Source organism: Sinosporangium album (assembly GCF_900100605.1).
GTDB lineage: Bacteria > Actinomycetota > Actinomycetes > Streptosporangiales > Streptosporangiaceae > Sinosporangium > Sinosporangium album.
Genome location: NZ_FNCN01000013.1, coordinates 33,568 through 50,749, shown reverse-complemented (window position 1 = coordinate 50,749; position 17,182 = coordinate 33,568). Strand labels below are relative to the sequence as shown.

General features: G+C 68.0%; 20 protein-coding genes, 1 tRNA gene and 1 CRISPR repeat array. Of the genes, 9 read left to right on the top strand and 12 right to left on the bottom strand.

Annotated elements, in window-relative coordinates:
- Positions 1-12 precede the first annotated feature (12 nt).
- From fxlM to BLQ73_RS15605, 6 genes are all read right to left on the bottom strand, one after another.
- Positions 13-1,959, bottom strand: coding sequence for a methyltransferase, FxLD system (gene fxlM, locus BLQ73_RS15620; protein WP_245691123.1), 1,947 nt, complete (start codon positions 1,957-1,959; stop codon positions 13-15).
- The gene (locus BLQ73_RS34090; protein ID WP_245691109.1) at positions 1,899-2,549 is read right to left on the bottom strand and encodes a hypothetical protein; all 651 of its coding nucleotides are present in this window, start codon (positions 2,547-2,549) and stop codon (positions 1,899-1,901) included. Before BLQ73_RS34090 ends, fxlM begins: the two co-directional genes overlap by 61 nt.
- An 18-nt stretch (positions 2,550-2,567) precedes the next feature.
- Positions 2,568-3,071 (bottom strand): helix-turn-helix domain-containing protein, encoded by a 504-nt coding sequence (locus BLQ73_RS15615; protein WP_093171184.1) that lies wholly within the window; start codon positions 3,069-3,071, stop codon positions 2,568-2,570.
- A 29-nt stretch (positions 3,072-3,100) separates the two neighbouring features.
- Positions 3,101-4,216, bottom strand: a complete 1,116-nt coding sequence (locus BLQ73_RS15610) for a DUF1152 domain-containing protein (RefSeq protein WP_093171183.1) — start codon at positions 4,214-4,216, stop codon at positions 3,101-3,103.
- 215 nt (positions 4,217-4,431) lie between these two features.
- Positions 4,432-4,593: a hypothetical protein gene (locus BLQ73_RS32445; RefSeq protein WP_176955474.1), complete on the bottom strand. Its 162-nt coding sequence runs from the start codon at positions 4,591-4,593 to the stop codon at positions 4,432-4,434.
- Positions 4,594-4,878: 285 nt separating this feature from the next.
- Positions 4,879-4,953 (bottom strand) — tRNA-Gln (locus BLQ73_RS15605).
- A 163-nt stretch (positions 4,954-5,116) separates the two neighbouring features.
- On the opposite strand from BLQ73_RS15605, the gene BLQ73_RS15600 reads away from it, so the two are divergent.
- Complete coding sequence (locus BLQ73_RS15600) at positions 5,117-7,120, top strand: M3 family metallopeptidase (RefSeq protein WP_093171182.1); 2,004 nt, start codon at positions 5,117-5,119, stop codon at positions 7,118-7,120.
- Positions 7,121-7,183: 63 nt separating this feature from the next.
- On the opposite strand, the gene gltX is transcribed toward BLQ73_RS15600, so the two are convergent.
- Positions 7,184-8,530 (bottom strand): glutamate--tRNA ligase, encoded by a 1,347-nt coding sequence (gene gltX / locus BLQ73_RS15595; RefSeq protein WP_245691122.1) that lies wholly within the window; start codon positions 8,528-8,530, stop codon positions 7,184-7,186.
- Between the two features lie 28 nt (positions 8,531-8,558).
- On the bottom strand, positions 8,559-9,338 hold the full coding sequence (locus BLQ73_RS15590) for a fumarylacetoacetate hydrolase family protein (RefSeq protein WP_093171180.1): 780 nt from the start codon (positions 9,336-9,338) through the stop codon (positions 8,559-8,561).
- A 231-nt stretch (positions 9,339-9,569) separates the two neighbouring features.
- Here BLQ73_RS15590 and BLQ73_RS15585 point away from each other — a divergent pair, with 231 nt between their 5' ends.
- The 8 genes from BLQ73_RS15585 (at position 9,570) to BLQ73_RS15550 (ending at position 14,333) form a co-directional block, all read left to right on the top strand.
- A complete protein-coding gene (locus tag BLQ73_RS15585; protein WP_093171317.1) occupies positions 9,570-10,034 on the top strand; it encodes an Asp23/Gls24 family envelope stress response protein in 465 nt (154 codons plus the stop codon).
- An 80-nt stretch (positions 10,035-10,114) separates the two neighbouring features.
- Positions 10,115-10,297 carry a hypothetical protein gene (locus tag BLQ73_RS15580; RefSeq protein WP_245691108.1) on the top strand — a complete coding sequence of 61 codons (183 nt, stop codon included), beginning with the start codon at positions 10,115-10,117 and terminating at the stop codon, positions 10,295-10,297.
- Complete coding sequence (locus tag BLQ73_RS15575; RefSeq protein WP_093171178.1) at positions 10,294-10,482, top strand: hypothetical protein; 189 nt, start codon at positions 10,294-10,296, stop codon at positions 10,480-10,482. Before BLQ73_RS15580 ends, BLQ73_RS15575 begins: the two co-directional genes overlap by 4 nt.
- 29 nt (positions 10,483-10,511) lie before the next feature.
- A complete protein-coding gene (locus tag BLQ73_RS15570) occupies positions 10,512-10,871 on the top strand; it encodes an Asp23/Gls24 family envelope stress response protein (protein WP_093171316.1) in 360 nt (119 codons plus the stop codon).
- Positions 10,868-11,425, top strand: coding sequence for a DUF6286 domain-containing protein (locus tag BLQ73_RS15565; RefSeq protein ID WP_093171177.1), 558 nt, complete (start codon positions 10,868-10,870; stop codon positions 11,423-11,425). Before BLQ73_RS15570 ends, BLQ73_RS15565 begins: the two co-directional genes overlap by 4 nt.
- A gap of 4 nt (positions 11,426-11,429) precedes the next feature.
- Positions 11,430-12,017, top strand: a complete 588-nt coding sequence (locus BLQ73_RS15560) for an Asp23/Gls24 family envelope stress response protein (protein WP_093171176.1) — start codon at positions 11,430-11,432, stop codon at positions 12,015-12,017.
- Positions 12,018-12,043: 26 nt separating this feature from the next.
- Positions 12,044-12,466 carry an antibiotic biosynthesis monooxygenase family protein gene (locus BLQ73_RS15555; protein ID WP_093171175.1) on the top strand — a complete coding sequence of 141 codons (423 nt, stop codon included), beginning with the start codon at positions 12,044-12,046 and terminating at the stop codon, positions 12,464-12,466.
- Positions 12,467-12,650: 184 nt separating this feature from the next.
- Positions 12,651-14,333, top strand: a complete 1,683-nt coding sequence (locus BLQ73_RS15550) for a heparinase II/III domain-containing protein (protein ID WP_245691107.1) — start codon at positions 12,651-12,653, stop codon at positions 14,331-14,333.
- Positions 14,334-14,647: 314 nt separating this feature from the next.
- Positions 14,648-15,138: a CRISPR direct-repeat array (repeat unit 30 nt; unit sequence GTTGCGATCCCTCGTAGGGGCGATGAGAAC).
- A 257-nt stretch (positions 15,139-15,395) separates the two neighbouring features.
- Here BLQ73_RS15550 and BLQ73_RS31375 read toward each other — a convergent pair.
- The 4 genes from BLQ73_RS31375 to BLQ73_RS32440 form a co-directional block, all read right to left on the bottom strand.
- Positions 15,396-15,716, bottom strand: a complete 321-nt coding sequence (locus BLQ73_RS31375) for a hypothetical protein (RefSeq protein ID WP_143020288.1) — start codon at positions 15,714-15,716, stop codon at positions 15,396-15,398.
- 24 nt (positions 15,717-15,740) lie between these two features.
- Complete coding sequence (locus BLQ73_RS15545; protein WP_176955473.1) at positions 15,741-16,355, bottom strand: hypothetical protein; 615 nt, start codon at positions 16,353-16,355, stop codon at positions 15,741-15,743.
- A gap of 65 nt (positions 16,356-16,420) precedes the next feature.
- A complete protein-coding gene (locus BLQ73_RS15540) occupies positions 16,421-16,621 on the bottom strand; it encodes a hypothetical protein (protein ID WP_093171172.1) in 201 nt (66 codons plus the stop codon).
- On the bottom strand, positions 16,618-16,791 hold the full coding sequence (locus BLQ73_RS32440; protein WP_176955472.1) for a hypothetical protein: 174 nt from the start codon (positions 16,789-16,791) through the stop codon (positions 16,618-16,620). The genes BLQ73_RS15540 and BLQ73_RS32440 overlap by 4 nt, the downstream gene beginning before the upstream one ends.
- Positions 16,792-17,182: the final 391 nt, after the last annotated feature.

Below are 17,182 nucleotides of genomic sequence, written 5' to 3'. Positions count from 1 at the left end.
GATGCACGAGTGTCACGTCCAAGTGACGGTCATGGGCTGGCGGGGGCGGTCCAAGACCACGCGGCCGGGCTCGGTGGCCAGAGCAGGAGTGTCAGGGATAGCGAAGTGGGCGGTGCTGGAGCGGAACCCCTGGTCCCAGGTGGCGGTCTCCGCCGCAACTTGCTTCGCGAGGTCGTGTCCGCCGGGGCCGTGGCCGATGACACCAACCTCGTAGCGTCGGTTGCCGTCGGGGCCGGGTTCGGCTGTGCGGATGGTCAGGTAGGCAAGGCTGCCGTCGGCCGAGGTGGTGGCCATCGCGACAGTGGGGAACATCGGCCGGACCAGGCCGCTGTCCTTGGCCGTGGGGGCGACTTCCATCCGCATGAGGGGGTTGGGCAGGTGGCAGGACAGCCACAGGTCCAGCCACTCGAAGGACTCCCGCGCGAAGAAATGCACGCCGGTCCAGACCGTCTCGGCCGGTGTGTCGAAGATCCCGGTGAGCGTGTCCGAGTCGGTGGCGTGGATGTTGTCCTTGTGGGTTTGCAGCGTCACTTCACCGGTGCCAGTGAGGTCGATGACGCGGCGGGCGTCGTCGCCGAGGCCGCGCAGCGGCATGAACACCGCCATCTCGCTACGGATACTGCTCCACCCATCGTGGTCACGAGTGAACACGATGCTGCGGGAGGCGACGCCCGCCAAGCGCACCGGGGCGACCAGACGTCCGCCGGGTGCGAGTTGTTCCAGCCAGGCGGCGGGGACCTCGTAGGCGCCGACGGTGGCGATGACACGGTCATAGGGGGCGGCCTCGGGGTGGCCGAATGCGCCGTCACCGACGATGGTCGTGACGTTGTCGATTCCGGCGGCGGCAAGGTGCGCGCGGGCGCCGGCGACGAGGTCGTCGTCGATGTCGATGGTGGTGACGTGTCCGGTGGGGCCTGCCAGGACCGCCATCAACGCGGCGTTATAGCCGGTGGCCGCGCCAAGTTCGAGGATGCGCTGGCCGGGCTGGATGTCGAGTTGGTGGAGCATCATCGCGACGATCTTGGGCTGGGATGCGGCGCTGATGCGGGTGCCGTCGGCCTCGTGTTTGGTGTAGACGGCGTCGTTGGCGTAGGCGTCGGCCACCGGGACGCCAGGTAGGAACACCTCGCGGGGAACCTGCCGGAACGCGCCCTCGACGGCGTCGGTGCGGATAGCTCCGCCAGCGATGAGCTGGTCGGTGAGCTTGGCGCGAAGTGCGTGCGCGGAGTCGCCAGAGCTGATGGAAGTGTCACTGAACGTGCTCGTCATTGCGGGAACCTTAACGGGGTCGACGATGGTTGTGGCCCGCTGCGCGGGAGTGTTGTGGAAGACGGTGTTGACGGCCAGCGCGGCGAGGGTGGCCTGGTCGTCGCCAGACAGACCGGCTCGGTTGGCGTGGAAAATGAAGTGGTGCGCCAGGACCGCGCGCAACCCTCGTTCCAGGTGCCCGTCACAGGTGAGCGCGGCAAGGTGGCGTCCGACCGTGTCGAACGCCGACCACCAGGTCGGGGGCACCAGGTCGGGCACGCCACGCGGGTCAACGGTCATCAACCGCCGTATGGCCCGACCCAGCTTCTCGGTGTGCCGAAGGTCGGCATCACGGTGGGCGACGGCCCGCAGCGATGCCACCTTGGCCCAGACGTCGCCCTGCTCGAACCAGTCCAGTCCGGCGGCGCGCAGCATCGAGCTGAACAGCAGGACGGTGGTTTCCCGCCGCCCCAGGGCGGCGGGCGAGCCGCTCGCGCGAGCGAGGCAGTGGCGGCTGTCGTCGTGGAAGAGCATGTGCGCGACGTCCATCCCGGTCGGGCCGCCGAACGCGACGGTCTCGGGTTCATAGATGCCGCGAGTCCAGCGCGCGAGCTGCCCCTCGGCCGTCATGGCAGCGAGCAGTTCGTCGATCACTGTCGTGTGGGGGCGGGCCGGCTGGTAGCAAAGCCGCCAAGCGGGTGTCTTGCGCAGGTGCCACCACGTGTGCAGTGCCGGATCTGCTGAGGTGCGTACTGCTCTGCCCGGAGAAGCGACTCCAGAGCGCGGCGGCGATCCCCTTTCCACAGGTGGGCGCGCGCAAGATCAATGTGGTGGTGGCTCGCGCGGACGGCTGGGAACCCACGAGGGATATGTACGCACTGCGAACGGCGGATCGCCTCATCTGCGTCTCCGAGCTCCACGGCAACGGCCACCGCCACGATCGCGGAGTTGATCGGCGCGCAGGTGAGCTGGTAAGGATCGTTGGCGTCGGAGGCGCCGCGCCGGACGCACTCGCGCGCCTCGTCAAGGTGGCTCCAGGCAGCGTCCGAGTCTCCCGACCGTGCCGCCATTACCCCTTCCCGCAGGTGGAGCCCACCGTACACGCTCAGGACGTCGCGATCGTCGTCGTTCAGTTCGCGAACCAGGAAGTTTCGGGTGTCAGACAAAAGCCTGAGACCCAGCCGGTAATCACCGGTCGCCATGAAAGTCGTGCAGCGCGCCCAGTTGGCTGTGGCAATCATCGCCGGATCAGATGAGATGTTCGCCGCCCACACCATCCGGTCTTCAGCGAGCGTCGCCAACTGGTCATGGCCGAGCTTTTAGGCCAAGGAGTGTGCCGCAAAATACAGAAGTGCGAGCAAGTGTCCCAATCGTTCACGCTCAACCCCGACGGCCCCTTGGATCAAGGGACCGATCTCATCCAGCAAGGGCGGTACCCGTTCACCGAGCTGGGTGTAGTTTCCCGCTTGCCTCAGCCGGTTGACCTCATCCGTTTCGGCCTTCAACTGGCTGTAGGCCCGACGCGGGGGCCGCATCGGCGGTATCAGAACGTCGAACCTGGCCAATGATGCGTGCAGTCGGGGAATGGCCGTATGAGACTGGTCCATCACAAACGGCTGACCGTAGAGTTCCCTGCTCGACACCCGAAGCACCGGAGCGACCGCTGCGACGAGAACAGGCGTCGCCGCACGTGACCCGGCCTCCACCTTCTGAAGAAGACTCAGTGAGATGTTGGCCTGGGTCGCCACCTGACGCTGGGTCATTCGACGGATCTTCCGCAGTGCGGCGATCCGCTGCCCGATCCGCTCTTCACCACCGGCCATCGAAGCCTCCTCATGGTTCGGAGGCTAGATCAGCGCCCGTCGTCGCGTGGCAGGACCGACCAGATCGGCCACACATGGCGCTCGGGCCAAGTTTCGATCATGTGACGACGCATCGCCGAGTAGCCGCCCGCAGGCCGCCCGACCTGCTCGGCCACGCGGCGAAAGCTCACGAAATCCGCGCCACGTCCACGGACCTCGGCCTCGAATCGTCCGAGGCGTTCACCGAACTCGGCCAAGCCCAGTTCCCTGCGGGGACGGTCACTGAGCGTTGCTGCCTTCTTCCGCTCGTAGTCGATCTCGCAGAACCCACAGACCTGCCGAACCACCTGTTCGACCTGGCCGAGGTCGGTGGTTCCCGCCATCTGCCGGGCGATAGGGCTGATGTCGACGAGATCTGCCAATGGCACCCGATAGATGACGGGCGTCTCGTCATCGAGAGTGACAGCGGTACCCGCGTCACGCACCTCAACTCGGCCCCGTGCCCCGTGAACGGCGGCGGCGAGCATGGCCGAAGCCTCCGACGGATGCCAGGAGAAAGCAGGCCGTATAGCCTGGAAATGCTCCACCGTGAGCCGACCCGCCCGCACGGGCACACCTCCCAGACGTCGCCGAGCGTAGCCGACCTCCAACTCCGCATCCAACCCGAGGCCCACGACCAGGACGTCGACGGGCACCGGCAACCCGACACAGGCCGCCAGGGTCAGAGTGTCAGCGAGCGGACTACGCAGCGACGGCTCATCGCCCCGCGCCAGGATGTCGCCTCCCACGTCGATGATCCGCACCAGATCTACGCCTTCGGCGTCGATCAGCGCCCGAAGTTGCTCCCCGAGCCCCACCTCTCCCTGGTGGGGGTCCAACAGCACCAATAAGTGCGCCAGTTCGCCCGCGAGCCTCGGCAGCGTGGAACCCGCCGGCGGTACTGGTCTGGTCTCGGAGGTCACCAGACGAGGGCGTCCACCGATCACACCCAGCCTGGAGAAATCGTTGTACCCACGCGGCCCGGGCAATGGGTCCGCCAGAAGACGATCCCACGCATAAGTGGCGATCAGCCCCGGATCATTGGAATCTCCCAACGCCGCGCGGATGCCCACCGACGCCAGGACATCACCGCCCCCGCCCGAAGCAACGTGCAGGACCCTCGCCATGCGCGAAGCCTACGACACCGCCCTATGCCCACCTGGACCGCATCCCTTGCTCGTGCAACCCACCGGTCTGGTGAGAACGCGGTGGCCTGGATCAGGTGGAGTATCTGCTTGAGGAGGTCGATCTGTCCCAGTCGGTCTGGCTCTGCTTGGTGAAGGTGGAGACGGCCCGGGCGAGGTAGGCGCGGAGGTTGTTCGTCGTAGCGGGTGCGGGCTGCCTAGGCGAGCGCATCAGCGACGGTCGCCAGCGGGCCGGGTTGTGCGCCCTCGACGGCCACGGACCAGATCGACAGGACTTCGGACGCCTCGCGGGCGACCCCTGCCCATGCCGCATGGTCGTCGGGCGGGACGGCAAGGAGGTGGACACGGATCTCCGCCAAGACCCTTGCCGCCCCCGGCCCAGGCCGCCCTTCTTCACGCGAGGATCTCCGGTACCGGTACGAGCACAACCCGGGGCTCTGATCGGTGAGACCCTTGCAATAGTCGGTAGCCGGTCCGCCGCAGCCACGCCCTGGGTTTCCCCTCTCCCGATCGGACGGCCGTCCTCTCGTCGTCATAAGCCGCTGTCTCGCCATGGGGGGAGATGACGCGAAAGACAACGGAAGATAACGGCGAAAAACGACAAGGCGGATGTCTTATGACATCCGCCTCATAACCAGCCGTAATGGCTGGGGTACCAGGACTCGAACCTAGACTAACTGAACCAGAATCAGTTGGGCTGCCAATTACCCCATACCCCACCGCTGTGCTCCCCCTTCGGGGCTCACTGGCGACGTCCGAAAGAATAGCCCAGCTTGAGCCTCAAGGCCAAAACGATTGCCCGGCCCGGCTTCGGCGAGCCGGTCCTGTCGGGGGTTGTGCCAGGCTGGGGACAGCCGTTCCACGAGTCGAGGAGTGCGCGCCTTGGTCGAAAACCCGTTCTTCGCCCCCAGTCCGTTGCCCTACGGGCTCCCGCCGTTCCAGGAGATCCGCGAGGAACACTTCCTACCCGCCTTCGAGCGCGGCATGGCCGAGCACCTGGCCGAGATCGAGGCGATCGCGAACAACGCGGAGCCCGCGACCTTCGCCAACACGATCGAGGCGCTGGAGCGCTCGGGGCAGATCCTCGACCGGGTTTCGACGGTGTTCTTCAACCAGGTGGCCACCGACAGCACCCCCGGCGTGCAGGAGATCCACAAGCGGGTCACGCCCGAGCTCGCGCGGCACGCCGACGCCGTCCATCTGAACGCGGCGCTGTTCCAGCGGATCAAGACGCTCCACGAGCACCCGCCGGAAGACGAGGGCGAGCGCTGGCTGCTCCAGCGCTACCACACCGACTTCGTGCGCGCGGGGGCCGAGCTCGGGGCGGCCGACCAGGAACGGCTCAGGCAGCTCAACGAGCAGCTGTCGGCCCTGTCCACGACGTTCCAGCAGAACCTGCTGAGCGACACCAACGCCGCCGCCGTCGTGGTCGACGACGTGGCCTCGCTTTCCGGCCTGTCACCCGACGCGGTGGCGGCGGCGGCCGAGACCGGTCGGGCCCGCGGGCTGCCCGGCAGGCATGTGGTCACGCTGGTGCTGCCGACCGGGCAGCCGCCGCTCGCGGCGCTGACCGACCGGGCGCTGCGCGAGCGCGTCCACACGGCCTCGGTCGAGCGCGGCGCCGACTCCAACGCCGATCTGGTGGTGCGCACGGCGATGCTGCGGGCCGAGCGCGCAGGGCTGCTGGGCTACGCCGACCACGCGGAATACGTGGTGGCCGACCAGACCGCGCCGACCACGCGGGCGGTGACCGAGATGCTCGCCAAGCTGACTCCGGCGGCCGTGGCCAACGCCGAGCGGGAGGCCGCCGATCTGCGGGAGGCCGCCGGACACGAGCTGGCGCCGTGGGACTGGGCGTTCTACGCGGAGAAGGTGCGCAAGGCCCGCTACGACCTCGACAGCGGCCAGGTAAGGCCGTACTTCGAGCTCGACCGGGTGCTGCGCGACGGGGTGTTCTACGCGGCCGAGAAGCTCTACGGCCTCACCTTCACCCCGCGCGCCGACCTCGCGGGCTACCACCCCGACGTGCTCGTGTTCGAGGTGTTCGAGGAGGACGGCACGCCGCTCGGGCTGTTCCTCGGCGACTTCTACGCCCGCGAGTCCAAGCGGGGCGGCGCATGGATGAGCAGCCTGGTCAAGCAGTCAGAGCTGTTCGGCACGCGGCCGGTCGTGGTCAACAACCTCAACATCGTCAAGCCTCCGGCGGGTGAGCCGACGCTGATGACCTTCGAAGAGGTCAGGACGATGTTCCACGAGTTCGGGCACGCGCTGCACGGGCTGTTCTCCGATGTGCGCTTCCCCCGGGTGTCGGGCACCGCGGTGCCCCGCGACTTCGTCGAATACCCGAGCCAGGTCAACGAGATGTGGATCCTGTGGCCGGAGATCCTGGCCAACTACGCCAAGCACTACCGGACCGGCGAGCCGCTCCCCCACGAGATCGCCGACCGGCTGAAGGCCGCGCAGAAGTTCAACCAGGGGTTCGCCACCGTCGAATACCTCGCCGCCTCGCTGCTCGACTGGGCGTGGCACACGCTGGCCCCCGGGGAGGACCCCGGCACGGCCGAGGCGTTCGAGAAGCGGGCGCTGCAGCGGGCCGGGGTGGACCTGCCGCTGGTCCCCCCGCGCTACCGGAGCACCTACTTCGCCCACATCTGGTCGAGCGGCTACGCGGCGGGCTACTACTCCTACATCTGGAGTGAGGTCCTCGACGCCGACAGCGTCGAGTGGTTCGTCGAGAACGGCGGCCTGACCAGGGCCGGCGGCGACCGCTTCCGCCGTGAGCTGCTGTCCAAGGGCGGCGGCATCGACCCGATGACCGCGTTCAGGAACTTCCGCGACCGCGACCCGCGCATCGAGCCGCTGCTGGCACGCCGCGGCCTGCTCTGAGGCCCGGGGGCGTACGGCACGAGCCGGCTTGCCGTACGCCCCCGAAGGCGCCTGTCGGAGCCCTCAGCCGGTCTCGCGGCCCGCGAGCAGCCGCTCGCGGGCGGCGCGGAGGCGGGCCAGGGAGCGCTCGCGGCCGAGCACCTCGATCGACTCGAACAGCGGCAGGCCCACGGTGCGGCCGGTGATCGCCACGCGGACGGGCGCCTGGGCCTTGCCGAGTTTCAGGCCGTGCCCGGCGCCGACCTCCTCCAGGGCGGTCTTGAGGGAGTCGGCGTCGAACGGGACGTCCTCCAGCCTGGCGGCGTAGTCGGTGAGGATCTCCCCGGCCGACGCCTTCATCGCCTTGTCCCACGACGCCTGGTCGAACACCGGCTCGTCCAGGAACAGGAAGTCGACGTTGGCCTTGATCTCCGAGAGCACCGCGACACGGGTCTGGGCCAGCTCGGCGACCTGGGCGAACACGCCGAGGTCCCAGGTGGGGTCGAGGAACACCTGGCAGCGCCGTACGAACTCGTCGAGCGGCAGGGCCCGGATGTATTCGCCGTTGAAGGCGCGCAGCTTCTTCTCGTCGAAGAACGCCGGAGACGGGTTGACGTCCTCCAGCTTGAACAGCGGCATCATCTCCGACCACGGCATGATCTCGCGGTCGTCGCCGGGGCCCCACCCGAGCAGCATCAGGTAGTTGACCATCGCCTCCGGCAGGTAGCCCTCGTCCCGGTAGGACTCCAGGGCCACCTTGTCGCGGCGCTTCGACAGTTTCTGCCGCTTCTCGTTGACGATGACGGGCACGTGCGCCCACACCGGCGGAGTCACGCCGAGGGCGGCCCACAGCAGTTGCTGTTTCGGCGTGTTGGAGAGGTGCTCCTCGGCCCGGACGACGTGCGAGATGCGCATCTCGATGTCGTCCACCACGTTGGCCAGCACGAACAGCGGCGAGCCGTCGGCCCGCGCGATCACGAAGTCCTCCATCGCCTCGTTCGGGAACTCGACGCGCCCCCGCACGAGGTCGTCGACCACCGTGACCCCGTCGTCGGGCGTGCGGAACCGCACCGCCCCCTCGGTCAGCCCCCGCGTACGGCAGAAGCCGTCGTATCCCTGGTGCTCCGACCCTGTGCGGGCCTTCACATCGTCGCGGGTGCAGGTGCAGTAGTACGCGCGGCCGTCGGCCGAGAGCTTCGCCGCGGCCTCCCGGTGCTGCGTCTCGTAGGCCGACTGGAAGTACGGCCCTTCGAACGCCGGGTTCTCGCCGCTGATGCCGATCCAGTCCAGGGCGGAGATGATGCCTTCGGTCCACTCCGGACGGTTGCGGGCGGCGTCGGTGTCCTCGATGCGCAGCACGAAGCGGCCTCCGGCCTGTTCGGCCAACGCCCAGTTGTACAGCGCGGAGCGTGCCCCGCCGACGTGGAACATGCCTGTCGGTGAGGGTGCGAAACGGACCCTAATCACGTGAGACCACCCGGTTGGTTAGTGTGCCGATGCCTTCGATGCCGACGCTGACCTCGTCTCCGACGGTGAGCGGGCCGACCCCGGCCGGCGTGCCGGTGAGGATCACGTCACCGGGGATCAGGGTCATGACCGCGCTCACGTAGGCGACCAGCGTGGGAACGTCGTGCAGGAGTTGAGAGGTGCGTCCGCTCTGCCGGATCTCGCCGTTGACCGTCGTCGTGATCGCCAGGTCGCTCGGGTCGAGCACCGTCTCGATCCAGGGGCCGAGCGGGCAGAACGTGTCGAACCCCTTGGCGCGGGTCCACTGCCCGTCGCGCTTCTGGAGGTCGCGGGCGGTGACGTCGTTGGCGCAGGTATACCCGAAGATCACCTCGTGGGCCCGCTCGACCGGCACCTCGCGGCACAGCCGTCCGATCACCACGGCCAGCTCGCCCTCGAAGTCGACCCGCTGCGACAGCTTCTCCGGGTAGGCGACCGCCTCCCCCGGGCCGATCACCGATGTGGACGGCTTGCTGAAGATCACCGGCTCGGCCGGGGGCTCGTCGCCCCCCATCTCGCGAACGTGATCGGCGTAGTTCTTGCCGATCGCCACGATCTTGCTCGGCAGCATCGGCGCGACCAGCCGTACCTCTGCCAGGGGGAACCGGTCGCCCGTGAACTGGATGTCGCCGAACGGGTGCCCCGCGACCGCGGAGACGAACTCCTCGCCCCGCGCGCCTTCGACCACGCCGAATGTCACACCGTCACCTGTGGAGAACCTTGCTATACGCACCTGTCCAGGCTAGTGGCCTTCCGGCGCGAGCCTGCTGGTGATGGTCCCGGCGATGGACGGGTGCAAGCGGGGGCAATGAGTACCAGGAAGCCGGGTTTGGATTCGGGCAAGGTTCGATAAGTCCCGATTACTGATGATTTGGGGGGTATTACGGAATGTAGACGTGACGTGCGTTTCAGGAGACCTCTGTCTCCATCGGGGGGAGGAAGCGACGTGGCCGACGTGGGTGCGATGAACAAGACCAAGACCGAGGAGGCCTCGGTGCCCCGGGCTCGGACGCAGGAGAGCGCCCTAGTGACGCCCAGAGGGACGACCACGATCGACAGCGTGGTGGTGACGAAGATCGCCGGGCTGGCGGCGCGCGAGGTATCCGGGGTCTACGAGATGGGCGGAGGTACGGCACGAGCCCTCGGAGCCGTGCGCGGCATGGTGGGCGGCGAGCGCAGCGCCACCCAGGGAGTGGCGGTGGAGGTCGGCGAGCGACAGGCGGCCATCGACATAGACCTGGTGGTGGAGTACGGCGTCGCCATTCCGGACCTCGCCAACGGGGTACGCAAGAACGTGATCTCGGCCGTGGAGCGCCTGTGCGGACTTGAGGTGACCGAGGTCAACATCCGAGTCGATGACGTACATCTGCCCGGCCAGGAGAAGGAGCAGGAGAGGTCAGAGACCGAGGAAGGGCCGCGGGTCGAGTGAGCGCACTGGCCCAACAGATAGCCACACGAGTACGCGAATGTCCGAATGTCGTGGGACTGTCCGGTGGGCCGTTCGGGGCGGTGGCAACATACCTCCCCGGCGAGACGGTGAGCGGAGTGGCCGTACGGGACGACGAGGTCGAGATCGCCATCGTCGTCACCGGGGACCGGCCGCTCCCGGAGGTCGCGAACCAGGTTCGGGACGCGGTCGCCCCGCTGACGGGCAAGCGCGCGGTGAACATCCACATCGGAGGGTTGACATGAACCAGGCTCCCATCTGGTCGGTGACCGGAATGGTCGTCGGCATCGTCCTCGGCGTCGCCGCCGCGTTCGGCGGCCTCGGGGCGTTTCTGCTGGTCCTCGTGCTCGGCGCGGTCGGCTTCCTGGTCGGACGCATCGTCGAGACCGGCGGGGTTGATCTGTCCGGTTTGAGCCCACGACGGCGATGAACACCTCAGCCGAGGAGCATGCGGCCCCCATGCCCGTACGCTCGGAGAGGCCCCCGGAGATCCGGGGCGAGACGATCGTTCGGGACCGGGTCGTGTCGCGCATAGCGGCTCATGTGGCCAGGCAGGTCGACGGGGTCGGCGAGGTGCGCGAGCGCGGGCGGATGCAGTGGAGCTCCGGCACCGTCGCCTCCGTCGACCGCCACGTGACGGCCGTGCACCTGGACCTGCTCGTGCGGTATCCCGCCCCGATCCGCTCCGTCACCGAGAACGTCCGGCGGCACGTGGCCGACCGCGTACACGAGCTCACCGGCCTGACGGTGGCACACGTCGACATCGACGTGCCCGGCCTGGTCTCCACCCGTTCCACCCGCCGAGAGGAGCCGTCATGACCTCGGCGGCCGACCGGGCGGCGGTCCACGCGTTTCGGCCGCGCCGTACGCTTCCCGCCGTACTGACCGCGGCGTTGTTGGCGGTGATCGGAACGCTCGTGGCGATCGCGGTGATCTCAGGGGCGTTGGGCAGCCCCGCGCGGTGGATCCCCTACAAGGGTCTGCTGGCGTGGGCTTCGGCGACCCCGTGGCAGGACCCGGCGCTGCTCGTCGGCGCGGCCATCGTGACACTGCTCGGCATCTGGCTGATCGTGCTCGCCCTCAGACCGGGGCGGCCCGGCATGGTCCCGCTTCACACCGGCGACCCGGAGTCGATCATGGGGATGCGCCGCAGGAGCTTCGCCCGTTCGCTCGCCCACGCGGCCGAGGAGGTCATGGGGATCGACCGCGCCAAGGTCACCATCGGCGACCACCGGGCCGACGTGACCGCCCACACCCGTCTCCACGACACCGGTGAACTGGCGGAGGAAGTACGGCAGGCCGTGACACAACGCCTGGAGTCCTTCGATGCCATCGGCGGCTATGCCGTACGCGTGAACATCCGAGGGAAGTGAGCCAATGGACAGAAAGACCGCCCGGGGCAACCGGCTCGGTCTGCTGCTGACGGGCCTCGCGCTCACGGCGCTCGGGCTGTTCACGCTGCTCCGAGGCTTCAGGCTGCTGCCGCAGAGCATCGCCCCCGCCGGGGAGCCGCTGGCCGGCGGGCCGGTGCGGCAGCTGTTCGGCTCCCAGGGGGCGTGGCTGTGGTGGCTGGTCGCCCTCGCCGCCATCGTGATCGCCCTGCTGGGGCTGCGGTGGCTGTTCGTCCAGGGGCGGAGCGAGTCGCTGGGCGTGCTCAAGCTGGCGGCGGGCCCCGGAGGCGTCACCAGGGCCGACCCCGGCGCGATCGCCGACGCCGTCGCCAAGGACATCCAGTCCAACCCCGACGTTGTCAGCGCACACGTCCGCCTGGTGGGCCCGAGCGCCCACCCCGGAGTACGGCTCCGCCTCGTCGCCGACGAGCACACACGAATCGGCGAGCTTCGCGCGCATCTGGGCGACGTGGCCTTCTCCCACGCGCGTCAGGCTCTGACCACCGACCACCTCCCCGCCGTCACCCGGGTCACACTCGCCCGGCGGTCCCCGCCACGCCGTACCGTGACCTGAGGTGTCCTTGTGACAGAATCCAGCGCATGGCTGTCGTGAAGATCAACGTGCTGACGGTGGGTCCGGAGATGCGCGAAGAGCTTGAGCGCAGATTCGCGGGACGCGCCGGGATGGTCGAGTCCTCGGATGGGTTCGAGTGGTTCGAGCTGCTCCGTCCAGTGGAGGGCACCGACCGATACCTGGTCTACACCCGCTGGCGCAGCGAAGAGGACTTCCAGCGCTGGCAGAGCAGCAGAGCGTTCCAGGCCGGGCACGCCCAGGCCGCCGCCGAGCACGCCACCAAGGGCGGCGACACCGAGTCGGCTCCGTTGACGGCGGGCCATGGCCACGGGCAGGCCCAGGGGGGACAGGGACAGGGACACGGCCACGGACACGGCGGCCCGGCGGCGACGGCTTCAGAGCTCTGGTCGTTCGAGGTCGTGGAGAGCGTGGGCCCCAAGCAGGCGTGACGTTCGCCCCCGCCGCCCCGCCACACGCATGGGGGCGGCGAGGGCGGTTGGGCGTGATTTGGGGCGTCGCAACACGTAACGAGTGACTCCAGTTACTCAAGCGACTTGACCGTTTTAGTGTGACTTCGAGAGCATGATCCGCCGCTTCATCCGGCAATCCTGCTCTACTCGGAAGGAACCACCCGTGCGTCGCCGCACACGTGCTCTCGGACTCACCCTTGCCCTGTCGCTGGCCTGCGCCGGCACCTTCACCACCTCGCAGGCGGCGAACGCCACCGGCAAGCGCACCGCCGAGTGCCAAGGTGACTGGCTTCCGTCGACCCCCACCTCCGCCGACGTGATGAAGGGCGAACTGTCGTTCGTCGGACTGCCCGCGGCCAAAGTCGGCAAAAACGTCGACTGGCGCTGGAGCCCGTACAAGAACCGCTCCTGGGAGATGGTCTTCCACTCGCTGCGCTGGATGGGCCGCCTCGTCGCGGACTACGAGGTGACAGGCGAAAAGCGCTACCTGACCAGAGCCGTCGAAGTCGCCAAAGACTGGGTGAAGGACAACCCGAGAGGCCGCGCCGGCATCAGCGCCCAAGCATGGGCCGAGCACCCGATCGCGCTTCGCGCGCCCGCCCTCGTATGCCTCAGCAAGCACGTGGGAGACGCCTGGCTGCGCGGCAGCCTCGCCGAACACGCCGTCATGCTGTCCGACCCCAAGCTCTATGAGAAGGGGCACAACCACGGCATCGACCAGGACATCGCCCTGCTCGGCATCGGATGCCGCTACAAGCGCGACACGTGGTCGAACCTCGCGACCCGGCGGCTCATCGAAACCGTCGAACTCGACGTGGACCCCCAAGGCGCGCTGAGAGAACAAGCCCCGCGCTACGGCCTCTACGTCTACCAGCGGCTCAACGTCGCCATCACGAACATGAAAGACTGCGGACGCACCGTGCCGGACCGCATCCTCACCCGCTGGAAAGCGCTCGAAAGCTACATCGCCCACTCCACCCAGCCCAACGGCTTCATGGTCCCGATCGGCGACGGAGCCCCCGACGTGCGCCCCATCGGCTTCGCCGAACCGAAGGAGCGCGTGAAGCTCTTCCGCTCCGCCGGCTACGCCTACGGCCGTACGAACTGGGGCAAACCCGAGTCGGCGTTCTACTCCCTCCGGTTCGGCCCCGGCAGAAAACACCACGGCCACGAAGACCACATGGGCGTCACCTACTACGCGCAAGGCCGCGACATCCTCGTCGACACCGGATTCCACTCCTACGAGAACACGCCCTACCGGTGGTGGACCATGTCCCCCGAAGCCCACAACGTGCCCACCGTCGTCGGCCGCAACCTACGCCCCTCGACCCCGACAGCCCTCGTCAAAGCCGACACCGGCCGCGACAGGCAGACCTACCGGCTCACCGACAAAGCGTACGGCGTCAGCCGTACACGCTCCGTCCTCGTCAACCACGACGAAGACCTCATGGCCGTCCTCGACACCGCCGCCTCCGGGGCCAAAATCCGCAACCTGTGGCACTTCGATGCCTCCCTGAAGGTCACCTCCAACAAGGGCGGCCAGATCGTGCTCAAGGACAAGGACTTCGCCACCAGCCTCGTGCAGCTCGCCATGCCGACATGCAAGCCCATCGGCGGACAGACCATCGCCCGCGGCCAGACCAAGCCCTACCAGGGCTGGGTCTCCCCCACCTACATGCAGCGGGTCCCCGCCGCCGCCGTCGTCTCCCCCGCCGCCCCGGCCCTGCTCACCGTCGTCGTCCCCGGCACCGACACCCCATCGGTCACCTGCTCGGGCAACCGCGTCACGGTCAACACGGCGAACGGCAGCGCGAGCTTCCGCGCCTCGGGGGCAAACCTGTCCTGACAGGCGTGTATGGCGGGAGCTGTGTTTGATGGCGACGCTTCGCGTCGCGGCGAGGGGGCTGTGTTTATTGCGCGCCTTCGGCGCGCGGCGAGGGGGCTCTTAACCCGGTGCTTTCCCTCGTCGCTCTGGTCGCTACGCTCCCGACGCTCCTCAGTCCAAGCACCGGCGCCCCCTCGCACTCCCAAGCCAACCGACTCCTGAACGGGGACAGGGCCGACTCCCGACACCTCGGCCCGCCGCACCAAAGCGGCCAGCACCCAGACAGCCAGCCCAGCAACTCGGCCGACCAAACAATCAGCCCGCCGTGGCAGAGGCGTGCGATCCCTCGTAGGGGCGATGAGAACCAGCACGCGGAATACGCCGAACTCGGCCGCGTCGAGTTGCGATCCCTCGTAGGGGCAATGAGAACGCGACGCCGAGATGACAGACTGATGGCACTCTGCGTTGCGATCCCTCGTAGGGGCGATGAGAACCCCTTGCGTGTGAGCCAGCCCAGCACGAACGGAATGAGTTGCGATCCCTCGTAGGGGCGATGAGAACCTGTGCCGTGAGGCGGGCATCGTCTCCCATTCCCGGTTGCGATCCCTCGTAGGGGCGATGAGAACATGCGCGGGAAGCACACGCACGGACCACGATGAGCGTTGCGATCCCTCGTAGGGGCGATGAGAACGTCGGCAACGAGCGCCCGCACAATGCGATCTGCGTGGTTGCGATCCCTCGTAGGGGCGATGAGAACGGGAGACGCTTCCCGCGCGGTATGTCCCCGACCCGAGGGGTTGCGATCCCTCGTAGGGGCGATGAGAACCCCATGGTAAAGGCCCAGCTCATAAGCCAGGTGGACCCTGGGATCCGGCGGTGTTTTGCAGTGAACCTCCGGTAGTGCATTCTCCCCGGGAGGTCTGCTGCAATCCACCGCCTCCACCCTACGCTGTCCGGGGGTGCGAACTGGTCGGCGCCGGCGACGCCTTGGATAGCCACGTCGCTCTAAGAGAAGCATCTGCGGCCTTTCGAAGAACCCTTTCGGCCGTATGCCGCAAGCCCGGCGTGCCGATCCCTTACCTGTCAGGCGAACGTTCCGTGGCTTTTGCCGTACGGCAGGTGCAGCGTGGGCCGGTGAAGTGGCGCCATAGGAGGAGGGGCCAGTAGGCGGACCAGAGGGCGCCGATGAGGAGGAGGGCGGCCACGGCGCCGAGGGAGGCTTGGGGGGTGGCCTGGCCTGCGGCCAGGACGGGGCGGGGTGAGGGTGCGCTTGCGGCAGGTGTCGCAGGCGGTGGCGGGGTCGCGGGCGGCCTGGCGGCGGAGGACGGTGAGCATGCGGGCGCTGGTGGCCGCGCCGGCGAGGGTGTAGAGCAGCCAGAAGAGCGGCTGGGCCAGGGGGTCCATGCGGGGTCGCCTTCCGGGCAACGGTCAGGGGTGGCGGGATTTGCGGAGGGCGAGCAGGGTGAAGGCGTGCGAGAGCGGTTTGACCAGGTGGAGTTCCAGGTGCATGGGGTGGAGCATGTGGAGGTAGTCGGCCAGGCTCCACTTGGTGCCGGGCAGGGGCCGGCGGGGGTGGGCGAACTTGGGGCAGCGGTCTTCGCAGGGGTCGTTCTCGCCGCAGGAGCAGGAGGCGTCGTCGGGCGGCGGGTCCGGGGGCATGGTGTCGACGATGGCGAGCCATCCTCCGGGGGGCATGGCCTCGCCGATGGGGTCGAGCAGGTCGATGAGGTGGTCGCGGGTCCAGTGCTCGGAGCGGGAGACGTCGGCGAGCAGGTAGAGGTGGGCTCCTTGGGGCGGGCGGCGGTTGACGTGGGCGCGGCGGATCTCGCAGCGGTCGGCCAGGCCGCAGGACTGGAGGGCGGCCCAGGTGTCGACGATGTCGGGGTCGTGTTCGAGCTGGATGCCGCGCCAGGTGGGGTTGAGGGCGATGACAGAGGCCATGGGGGTGCCGTGTCCAGCTCCGACCCCGACGATCAGGGCGTGGTCGGGAGGTTGGCATATCTCGGTGATGGCCTGGGCCTGCTCCCGATGCACATCGCTCAACCCTTGGGTATCGGCAGGGGGTCGTGGGAGTGGCTGAAGAATCGACATGAGAATCGGCTCCGCGGTCAGTGGGTGAACTTGTTGTCGATGTCCGCCGTCTCGACGGCCGGAGCGTGCTGGTACGCGACCCGGTACGCCGATCCCTCCGCCTGCACATACGCCAGCTCATCCACTGCGACCAGCACCGGCACCCGACCGTCTGCACCCTGGGCAACGGCCTTCAGACCGAGATCGGCGACAAGCCGAACCTCATCAAGCGTGATCACAGCGACTCCCTGCCGTAAGGAAGTAGGCCGGGAAGCGCCAGCGGGTCCTTGGTGAGGAGCTTGGCGAAGGTCTCCACCGGGACGACCCACTCTTTAGGCAGCGGATGAGTCTGGCGGACGAGGAAGTGCAGCTTCTGCCCGTTCCATGCCGAGGTCTCAACGACGCCCACCGTCGCCGCCACCCCGCAGGCCGACCGCACCAACAGCCGATGACCCTCTTCATGTACCACCGCCTGCCGAGACCTCAGCGCCTCGGCGTACGGCCGCAGGGCCTTCGAGGCACATACGCCTCTCACCGGTCTTAGGACCGTAAGGTTCATCACGGATCGCACCTCCACGTGCGGTCAAGGGTTCACTCAGTCGGGATGCATCCACTGGCGAGCCCGCTGCATCTAAGTTGCCGATGAGATGTTGACTTGGCTTCGAAGTTTCTCGGCCAATGTCCTCACATCATCGGCGTCAAGGGCCTGTCGGAGCCCACAAGCGAAATCTTCTTGCGTGAGTCGTTCACCGTTTCGGGTGGCCTATAAGCGGCGATCGGTGCTGCGCCATATGCACCAG